This window comes from Zavarzinia sp. (assembly GCF_049306435.1).
Classification (GTDB): Bacteria; Pseudomonadota; Alphaproteobacteria; order Zavarziniales; family Zavarziniaceae; genus Zavarzinia.
Map to the genome: position 1 here is coordinate 1 of NZ_JBAQRT010000286.1, position 9,549 is coordinate 9,549.

Sequence of the window (9,549 nt, forward strand, 5' to 3'; positions counted from 1 at the left end):
CGAATCCGCCGCCGAGCGGGCCAGCGCGCGCATCGATGCCGCGGTCGGCGCCATGCACCGCCAGGGCGACGCGATCACCGCGATCGGCGACCGCGCGACGGTCGAAACCGGCAAGGCCGGCCAGACCCTGGACGGCATCGGCCGGGCGATCGACGAGCGCATCCTGACCGCCCGCCAGCAGGTCAAGGAAGCGGAACAGGCGCTCGGCGCCTTCGCGGGCCGGCTGGATGCCGCGACCCAGACCGCGGTCGGCAATCTGAACCTGCTGATCGAGACGCTGGAGCGGGACGACAGCTCGCTGGCCGCCCAGGCCGCCGATTCCATCGCGCGGCTGCGCGAGATGGGCAGCGCCATTTCGGTCGAGCGTCAGGCCATGGTCGAATCCTCGGCCAAGAGCCGGGAGGAACTGGAAACCGCCATCGTCATGGCGACCAAACGCGGCTCGGAACTGAAGGCGCTGGCGGACGAGACGGCGACCTCGCTCGGCCTGATCGCCCGCAACCTGTCGGCCGAGACGCAGGTCCTGTCGGGCCGGGCCGACGAGGCGCGGCGCCTGATGGGCGATCTGGTGAAAGCCCTGGCCGCCGAAGTGGATACGCTGGGCGAGACCGCGGCCGAGATCGAGCTTCGGCGTCAGGCCCTCGACAACACCGACCGGCACCAGCGCCGGCAGACCGCCGTCAAGGCGTCGGCCGCGGTGGTCGAGGGGCTGAACGGCCTGTCGGTCGATCTGGCCCGGGCGATGGAAGACGGCGACCTGCCGGACGATGTCTGGCGCCGTTACCTCGGCGGCGAGAAGGGTGTGTTCACCCGCCGCCTGCTGGGCCAGCGCAACCGCGACGGCCACGAGAGCATCGCCGCGAAATACCGCGACGACGGTGAATTCCGCACCTATGTCGATCGCTACATGCGCCAGTTCGACGAATTGATGCGCCTCGCGACCGATGCCGACGACGAGGATGTGCTGGCGGCCGCGCTGCGCTCGTCGGATATCGGCAAGCTGCATCGCCTGCTGGCGGCGGCGCTGGGGCGGGACAGGTAAGGCGTGCGGCGCCTGCGGGCCTTTCTGACCCGGGGTCCGTGGTGGCGCCGGCTGCTGACCGCGGCCGGCCTGCTGTTCGTGGTCCTGCCGCTGTTCATGGTCCTCGTCTTTCGGGTCCTGCCGGTGCCGGTCACGCCGCTGATGCTGATCCGCCTCGTCGAGGGCCATGGCCTGTCCCATGACTGGGTGTCTTACGACGAGATCGCGCCCGTCATGGCCCGCTCGGCGATCGCGGCCGAGGATGGCAAGTTCTGCGACCATTTCGGCTTCGACTGGGAGGCGATCAACGATGCGCTCGATGCCGCCGACGACGGCGCGCGCCTGCGCGGCGGCTCGACCATCAGCCAGCAGACGGCGAAGAATGTCTTTCTCTGGCCCGGCCGGTCGTGGATCCGCAAGGGACTGGAGGCGGGCTTCACCGTCCTGATCGAAACGGTCTGGGGCAAGCGCCGCATTCTCGAGGTCTATCTGAACTCGGTCGAATTCGGCCCCGGCATCTATGGCGTCGAGGCGGCGGCGCGGCATCATTTCGGCACCTCGGCGGCCGCGCTGACCGCCCGTCAGGCGGCGCTCCTGGCCGCCGTGCTGCCCAACCCGATCCGCTTTTCAGCCGCGAAACCTTCGGCCTATGTCAATCGCTACGCCACGCGGATCGAAGGCCGGGCGCGCGCCATCGGCAAGGGCATGTATCCGCCCTGCGACTGATCAGAGCAACTTGCCGGTATTTGTATTCTTCTGCGCCAGCGCCCAGTCGACCGCCTGATGCATGGTATCGCCGAGGGCATCGTTGAAGCCGGCGATGATCGCGGCCATGTCGTTGGTGGTCAGGGTCCGGCTGACCTCGAAGGAGCGGGCGGCGACGATGATCTGCTGCGGCTGCAGGATCATCTTCACGCTGAGACGCACCCGGATCACCGGCGGCTTGCCGAGGCCGTTGCGGTATTCCGCCTGGAATTCCCGCAACTCCGAGACGAAATTATAGTCGGCGCGCAGGCCCACCGCCTGACGCCCCACGGCGACGATGCGGCCGCTGTTCTCGAAGGATTCGACCAGCAGGGTCTGGACCATGCGCGGCGCCCGCTCGGCCCAGCGCGCATTGTCGAAATATTTCACCTCGGTCGTCGAGGGCATCAGGGCGATGTAATCGGTATCGATCGCCCGCGACGCCAGCGGCTCCTCCACGACGAGTTGCCAGGGCACCTGCGGCCCGGCGGCGAAGCCGGTGGCCGAGACCAGCGTGAAGAGGCTGGGCGTCGTGGTCGCGGCCTTGAACAGACTGCCGCAGCCGCCAAGGGCGAGGCCCGAAGCGCCGATCGCGGCCCCGGTCAGGAAACGTCGGCGGCCGGCCGAGAAGGTCTGGGTCATCGGGGGGCATACTCCGGCCGCTGGGTTCCGAGAATGAAGCGCGAGGGATCGCTTTCCAGCCGCTCCGCCACCCGCTCGAGGGTGCCGACGAGGCGGCGGGCTTCGGTGATGAATTTGGCGAACTGGGTCAGACCCTCGGCGGCGAATTCGTCGATCGAGCGGCGATTGCTGACGACGAGGTCGTTGAGGGCGGCGGCGAAGGCACCGATTTTTTCCATCGCCGCCCTTGCGTCGACGGTGATGCCGGAAATCGCCCGCGCCGCGTCGGCGATCGAGGCCGAAACCGTGTTCACATTGTCGATGATCTGCTGGATCTCGTCCGACTTGCCGGCGATCGCCGCCGTCACCGTCTCGACATTGGCGAGGACGCGGGCGACCGCCGCCTGGTTCTCGGGACCGACGAAATTCTTGGCCTGATCGAGGATTTCCGCGCTGTTGCGCAGGACCTCGGGCAAGGTCGCGATGACCTGGGCAAGGCCGCCCGCGCGACTGGGGATGATCGGCGGCTGACCGCCCGGCCCCGGCTCGAGCAGGGGGCTGGCGCCCGTCCCCGCCGTCATCTGGACATAGGCGACGCCGGTGATGCCCTGGGATTCCAGCTTGGCCACCGTGTCCTTGCGGACGGGCGTGCCGCTGGCCACCTCGATCTCGACCTTGACCCGGCTGGGGTCGTCCTTGTCGAGGGTGATCTTGCCGACGGCACCGACCTTGATGCCGTTGTAGCGGACATCCGACCCCTCACCGAGGCCATCGATCGCGCCCGAGAAATAGATCAGGTAACGGTCGAAAGCCGGCGCCCGTCCCGCCCCCGCCAGCCACAGGGCAAAGGCGAAGCCGGCGATCAGCAGGGCAAGGGTCAGGGTGCCGATAAAGAGGTAATTGGCACGGGTTTCCATTCAAGCGCACTCCGTCAGTCGCGGCGGCGCGCGTCGGCGCGCGCCTTGGCGTCGAGTGCCGCACGCCCCCGCGGCCCGTGGAAATACTCTACGATCCACGGATCTGTCTGTTCGAGCATGTCGTTCATCGTTCCGACGACCATAACACGCTTTTCGCCAAGGACGGCGATGCGGTCGCAGACGGTCGCCAGCGTGTCGAGGTCATGGGTGACGAGGAAGACGGTGAAGCCGACCGTGTCGCGAAGATCGGCGATCAACTGGTCGAAGGCGGCGGCGCCGATCGGATCGAGACCCGCCGTCGGCTCGTCGAGGAAGACGATCTCGGGATCGAGGGCGAGAGCCCGGGCGAGGCCCGCGCGCTTCTTCATGCCGCCCGACAGTTCGGACGGATATTTCGCCCCGGCTTCCGGCGGCAGGCCGGCGAGCGCGATCTTGAGCGCGGCGATCTCTTCCAGCATCGGCCCCTTGAGTCCGAGATGTTCCTTCAGCGGCACCTGGATGTTCTGGGCGACGGTGAGCGACGAGAACAGGGCGCCGTTCTGGAACAGGATGCCCCAGCGCTGCTCGACCAGGCGCCGCTCCACCTTGGGCAGATGCATGATGTCCTGGCCGAACACCTCGATCGAGCCGGCGGCGGGACGGTTGAGGCCGACGATCGTCCGCAGCAGCACCGACTTGCCGGTGCCCGAGCCGCCGACAAGGGCGATGATCTCGCCGCGCCGCACGTCGAGATCGAGCTTGTCGTGGATGACCTGCGCGCCGAAGGCATTGCGGATGCCGCGCAGCCGGATGATGGGATGGTCCTGTCCGCCGGTATCCACGTCAGATTCCGATCGTCGCGAAGAAGATGGAAAAGGCGGCGTCGAGCACGATGACGAGGAAAATGCCCTTCACCACCGACTGGGTGGTGCGCCGGCCGACCGATTCGGAACTGCCCTCGACCCGCAGGCCCTCGAGGCAGCCGACCACGGCGATGGTGACGGCGAAGAAGGGCGCCTTCACCACGCCGACGAAATAGGTCTTCCAGGTCACGGCGGCCGCGAGGCGGTTCATGAAGACGTCGGGCGAAATGCCAAGCGTGACCCAGGACATCAGCATCCCGCCGAGCAATCCCATGAAATCGGCGAAAACGGCGAGACAGGGCAGCATGACCATGAGAGCGACCACGCGCGGCACCACCAGCACCTCGATGGGATCGAGGCCGAGGGTGCGCATGGCATCCACTTCCTCGTTCAGCTTCATCGCGCCGATCTGCGCCGTGAAGGACGAGCCGGACCGGCCCGCGATGACGATCGCGGTCAGCAGGATGCCGAGTTCGCGCAGCACCGAAATGGCGACAAGGTTCACGACGAAGATCTGGGCGCCGAACATCGCGAGCTGATCGACGCCCTGATAGGAGATGACGACGCCGATCAGGAAGGAAATCAGCCCGACGATGGGCATCGCCTCGATGCCGACGGCCTGCGCCTGGGCAAAGGTCGAGGTCAGGCGGAAGCGCCCGGGATGCACGAAGGCAAGGCGGCACATCGCCGCCACGGTCTCGCCCAGAAACGAGATGAGGCGCAGCATGTCGTCCCAGATATAGACGACCCGGCGGCCGAGCCGGTCGAGCATGGCGGCGAAAGGGCCGAGTTTCTTCGGCTTGGGCGGGGCCGGGCGATCCGCCTTGGCCACCTGGCCGAGCAGGACCTCGTATTCAGGGCTCGCGCCGCGGATCGCCGCCTGGCCGCCCGCCGCCTGCCAGCGCGCCGCCGTGCGATGCACCAGCCACGCGCCGACCGTGTCGACCGCCTCGATCGCCGTGAAGTCGATGTCGAGTTCGCGTCCGTCCGGCGCCGGCATCGCACCCAGCAGCCGGTCCAGGACCTCGGCATTGGCGACGACCCAGCGGCCGAGAAGCTCCACCCGCAGCCGGCCGCCGTCCTCGTTGAAACGCAGCAGACCCGAGGCGGCCGCAGCAGTGGGCGATGCCATGTTTACCGACCGTTACTCTCTCGACAGGGGGCTCAAGGCGCGGCGGCGGAGGCCACCGGCGACCCATGGCCGATCTTGGTGATCATATAGTCAACGCTGGCGGTGTCGACCCTGTCGCCGAAACCGGTCAGAATTCGCTCGATCACGAGCGAGCGATACTGGTTTCGGGCATCGGGGGCATCGCGCAACTCGGTCTCCTCGGCCGCGAACAGCGCGACCCGGGCAAGCGCCAGCTGCGACTCGGGCATACCGGCGACGGCGAACAGGCGTGTCAGGCCGCTGCCGCCCGGATCGCGCACCAGCATCGCCGCATTGGCCGCCGGAATGCCGGCGCGGCTCGCGAGGGCCGTCTCGAAGAACAGATAGTCGCCGGTCAACAGCGAGCGCAACACGAGGGTCGGCGTCAGCCGGCCACTGCGGTTCAGATCGGAAATGAAGCCTTCGAGATCCGGGCCGACGCCATGGGCAAGGACGAGGGTCGCCCGCTCGCGGCCCTGCAGGATGAGATCGGACAGAAGATCGGGATCGATCGCGTCGCGCCCCAGCAGGTGGCGCTGCAACTGCTCGGCGACGACGGACATCAGCCGGGCCGCGACCCGGGCCGGCAGGCCGGTCCGCCCCGCCATCGGCTCCGCCACGGCGGCCGAATGGCCATGACGGTCGGCGGCGACCTGCAGGGCTTCCTCGCTGATCTGCGCCGTCGGATTGCCCATGAGGCGGGCGATCGCGGCTTCATTGCCGCGTTCGATCAGGGCACCGGCGACGGTTTCGGAAAGCGCCGGCCGGCCGGCGATCACGCTCATGCCCGCGGCCGAGACCATGCCGACAAGACCGGCCAGATCCTCGTCGGTCAGCACGCTCGAGGCTTCGAGAATCGGCAAGGCGACATGATCGACGTCGGACGCCAGCTTGATGGCGACGTCATGCGGCAAGGTATCCGCATCCTTCATCGCCTCGGCGAGGGCGGCGCGCACCGCGACGGTGGCGCGGCGGGCAATGGTGCGGAACAGCGTTTCCGCCGCTTCGCGCGCCATCGGATCGAGCGTGCCCTGGCGCCAGGCCTGGGCCACCTTCGCCGCGGCTTCCGCCTGATGTTCAGGCGAAGGGTCGGCAAGCAGGGCCTGGAGATCCGATACGGTCAGATACTGATCGGTCAAGGCGGACACTCCCTGATGGAGGTGACACATGCCCTTCCCCCGAAAGGATAGGGCGGCGGCATGACGCATGGACGCCAATATGGCGTAAGATCATTTATTGTGAACCATCACCGGCCATGCCGACAATATCGCGATCGGACTTAACATCATGCAAATGATCCGGGTCACTGCCCTTGCTTTTTTCGCCCTTGCCATCGGCACGGCCTCGGCCTCGGCCGGCGACGCCGCCAAGGGTGCCGTCGTCTTCAAGAAATGCGCGACCTGCCACACGGTCGAGGCCGGTGGCCCGAACCGGGTCGGCCCCAACCTGCACGGTCTGTTCGGCCGCACCGCCGGCACGCTCGAGGGCTTTACCTTCTCGAAGGCCATGGCCGGCGCCGGCATCACCTGGTCGTCCGAGACCCTGCACACCTATCTCGCCGATCCGAAGGCGCTGGTGCCGGGCACCAAGATGGCTTTCGTCGGTCTGAAGAAGGAAGACGAGCGCGACGACGTCATCGCCTATCTGGAAGAAGCGACGAAGTAACTTTCAGGGGGTAAGCTCCGGCCGTTCGCGGTCCGGAGTCTACCCCCATGAATCTGTCCGTCTCGGTTGAAAGCTGGCCCATCAGGGGCGTGTTCCGCATTTCGCGCGGGGCCAAGACCGAGGCGGAGGTCGTCGTCGTCTCGATCGAATCGGGCGGTTTCCGGGGGCGCGGCGAATGCGTGCCCTATCGCCGCTATGGCGAAACGCTTGAAAGCGTCGTCGCCACCCTCGAGGCTTTACGCCCTCACCTCGCGCAAGGCGTCGGCCGCGGCGACCTGTCGTCCCTGATGCCGGCGGGCGCCGCGCGCAATGCCATCGACTGCGCGCTGTGGGATCTCGAAGCCAAACGGGCCGGCACAAGCGTCGCCGCCCTCGCCGGCCTGGCCCCGCCCCGGCCGGTCCTGACCGCCTATACCCTCAGCCTCGATGACGCCGGCGCGATGGCCGACGCGGCGCGCGCCGCCGACAAGCCCCTGCTGAAACTGAAACTGGGCGGGGACGGCGCCGACCTGGACCGGGTTGCCGCCGTTCACGCCGCCGTGCCCGGCGCGCGGCTGATCGTCGATGCCAATGAAGCCTGGGCGGCGGCGGATGTCCTGCCCCTCGCCCGCGCCTTGGCCGGTCTTGGCGTCGTGCTGATCGAACAACCCCTGCCCGCCGGGGCGGACGAGGCCCTGCAAGGGATCGACTGCCCGATTCCGCTGTGTGCCGACGAATCCTGTCACACGGCGGCGGATCTTCCACGCCTGGTCGGGCTTTATTCCCATGTGAACGTCAAACTGGACAAGACCGGGGGCCTGACCGAAGCCCTCGTCCTCGCCGACGCGGCGCGGGCGCTGGGCCTCGGGCTGATGGTCGGCTGCATGGTCGGCACCTCGCTGGCGATGGCGCCGGCGCTGCTCCTGGCGGGACGGGCCGATTTCGTCGATCTCGACGGGCCGCTGCTGCTCGACCGCGACCGGGAGCCGGCGCTGGCCTTCGAGGGCGCGATGATCCAGCCCCCCTCACCGGCGCTCTGGGGCTGAAAGGGACGACATGCGGTCTGGCCAGCATCATTTCAGCGCCGACTACGCCACCGCCCGGCGCCGGCTGGTCGAGGCCTGCGCCGCGCGGGGCCTGACGGTCGAAAGCCATCGCCATCCCTTGCGCGGCCCCTCGGGCGAGCCGATCGCCCTCGACGTGGTCCGGGTCGGGCCGGCGGACGCGCCCCGCCGCCTGCTGCTGCTGGCGGGCACCCATGGCGTTGAAGGCTATTTCGGGGCGGCCGTGATCCATGGCCTGATCGCGGACGGCCATCTCGACCATCTGCCGCGCGGAGTCGCCGTCGTGATGGTTCATGGCGTCAACCCCTGGGGCTTCGCCTGGACCCGGCGGGTGACCGAGGAAAATGTCGACCTGAACCGTAACTGGATCGATTTCTCCGCCCCCCGCCCCCACCACCAGGATTACGAGCGGATCGCCGACGCCCTGCTGCCCGAAAGCCTGGAGCCGGCCAGCCTCGCCGCCGCCGACGCCGCCCTGCGCCATTTCGCCCTCAGCAATGGTTTCGCCGCCCTGCAGGCGGCGGTGACGCGCGGCCAGTATCATTTCGCCGATGGGCTCTATTTCGGCGGTTTCGGCCCGACCTGGGCGCGCCGCCGGATGGCGGATGTCGCCGCCGCCCATCTTTCGGGAGCGGAGCATGTCGCCGTCGTCGATTTCCATTCCGGCCTCGGCGCCTATGGCACCGGCGAATTGATCACCATCGCCGCCCCGAACAGCGCCGACCACGAACGGGCGATCCATCTGTTCGGCGACACGGTGAAATCGACCCTGACCGGCGAATCCCTCTCGGCCCATCTGACCGGATCGCTGGACGAAGGCCTGGCGGCGCTGACCCGGCCGGCCCATCTCACCTTCGTCGCCCTCGAGGTCGGCGCCCGCGACGGCCAGACGGTGATCGCCGCCCTGCGGGACGACAATTGGCTGCACCAGTCGGGCCGGCTGGACAGCGGCGGGGCGGCGGCCATCAAGGCCCGGCTGAAGGATGCCTTCGCCCCCGGGGAAGCCGACTGGCAGGACAGGGTCTATGCCCTCGGCATCGACTGCGTGACCGGGGCCATCGCAAAACTCTAGGGCGGCTCTCCGCATGACGGAAGCGCCATAACCCCTCTCGTCATGCCGGCGAAGGCCGGCATCTCGGGCCGGCACGGGCGCCTCTTTCGTCGAAAGGCCCCGGCCTTCGCCGGGGCGACGAATGCCATGGTTCAATCGAAGACGATAGGCCGGCCGCGATCGCCCGCGGCCGGCCCGTCACGTTACTTCGCGGGCGTGCCGGGCACGTCGCCTTCATGGGCGCGCGAGATCACATAGGCATGGATCGCGTCCGCATCCTCGTCCTTCAGGACATCGGCGAAGGAGACCATGCCATTGTCCTTCAACATGCCGCCGAGCACGATTTCCTTCCAGGCCTGATGGATGACCGGGCCGGAGTGGCGAAGATCGGGCAGCACGCCGCCCGAGACCGCGCCGGCGCCATGGCAGACCATGCAGTATTGGGCGAAGAGCGCGGCGCCCCTGGCGACGACCTCGGCCGGCGCGGTATTGGCC

General features: G+C 68.2%; 11 protein-coding genes. 5 read left to right on the plus strand and 6 right to left on the minus strand.

Annotated features, from left to right (window positions below):
* Positions 1-1,042: hypothetical protein (locus tag WAZ62_RS15905; RefSeq protein ID WP_422644514.1), on the plus strand; the 1,042-nt coding region annotated here is incomplete at its 5' end.
* A gap of 3 nt (positions 1,043-1,045) precedes the next feature.
* Entirely contained in the window at positions 1,046-1,747 is a 702-nt protein-coding gene (mtgA, locus tag WAZ62_RS15910) for a monofunctional biosynthetic peptidoglycan transglycosylase (protein WP_422644515.1), read from the plus strand.
* On the opposite strand, the gene WAZ62_RS15915 is transcribed toward mtgA, so the two are convergent.
* The 5 genes from WAZ62_RS15915 to WAZ62_RS15935 are packed head-to-tail and all read right to left on the minus strand — an operon-like array spanning position 1,748 to position 6,434.
* Positions 1,748-2,407 (minus strand): ABC-type transport auxiliary lipoprotein family protein, encoded by a 660-nt coding sequence (locus WAZ62_RS15915; protein WP_422644516.1) that lies wholly within the window; start codon positions 2,405-2,407, stop codon positions 1,748-1,750.
* Entirely contained in the window at positions 2,404-3,303 is a 900-nt protein-coding gene (locus tag WAZ62_RS15920) for an MlaD family protein (RefSeq protein ID WP_422644517.1), read from the minus strand. Before WAZ62_RS15920 ends, WAZ62_RS15915 begins: the two co-directional genes overlap by 4 nt.
* A gap of 14 nt (positions 3,304-3,317) precedes the next feature.
* Entirely contained in the window at positions 3,318-4,124 is an 807-nt protein-coding gene (locus WAZ62_RS15925) for an ABC transporter ATP-binding protein (RefSeq protein ID WP_422644518.1), read from the minus strand.
* A 1-nt stretch (position 4,125) separates the two neighbouring features.
* The gene (locus WAZ62_RS15930) at positions 4,126-5,277 is read right to left on the minus strand and encodes an MlaE family lipid ABC transporter permease subunit (RefSeq protein WP_422644519.1); all 1,152 of its coding nucleotides are present in this window, start codon (positions 5,275-5,277) and stop codon (positions 4,126-4,128) included.
* A 32-nt stretch (positions 5,278-5,309) separates the two neighbouring features.
* On the minus strand, positions 5,310-6,434 hold the full coding sequence (locus WAZ62_RS15935) for a DUF2336 domain-containing protein (RefSeq protein ID WP_422644520.1): 1,125 nt from the start codon (positions 6,432-6,434) through the stop codon (positions 5,310-5,312).
* Positions 6,435-6,582: 148 nt separating this feature from the next.
* Here WAZ62_RS15935 and WAZ62_RS15940 point away from each other — a divergent pair, with 148 nt between their 5' ends.
* From WAZ62_RS15940 to WAZ62_RS15950, 3 genes are read left to right on the plus strand one after another with little or no spacing between them, the layout of a single operon-like run.
* Positions 6,583-6,960 (plus strand): c-type cytochrome, encoded by a 378-nt coding sequence (locus WAZ62_RS15940; RefSeq protein ID WP_422644521.1) that lies wholly within the window; start codon positions 6,583-6,585, stop codon positions 6,958-6,960.
* Between the two features lie 47 nt (positions 6,961-7,007).
* Positions 7,008-7,985, plus strand: a complete 978-nt coding sequence (dgcA, locus tag WAZ62_RS15945; protein ID WP_422644522.1) for an N-acetyl-D-Glu racemase DgcA — start codon at positions 7,008-7,010, stop codon at positions 7,983-7,985.
* Positions 7,986-7,995: 10 nt separating this feature from the next.
* A complete protein-coding gene (locus WAZ62_RS15950) occupies positions 7,996-9,075 on the plus strand; it encodes a DUF2817 domain-containing protein (protein WP_422644523.1) in 1,080 nt (359 codons plus the stop codon).
* Between the two features lie 182 nt (positions 9,076-9,257).
* Here WAZ62_RS15950 and WAZ62_RS15955 read toward each other — a convergent pair.
* Positions 9,258-9,549 (minus strand): c-type cytochrome (locus tag WAZ62_RS15955; protein WP_422644524.1); only part of this gene is annotated, 292 nt, incomplete at its 5' end.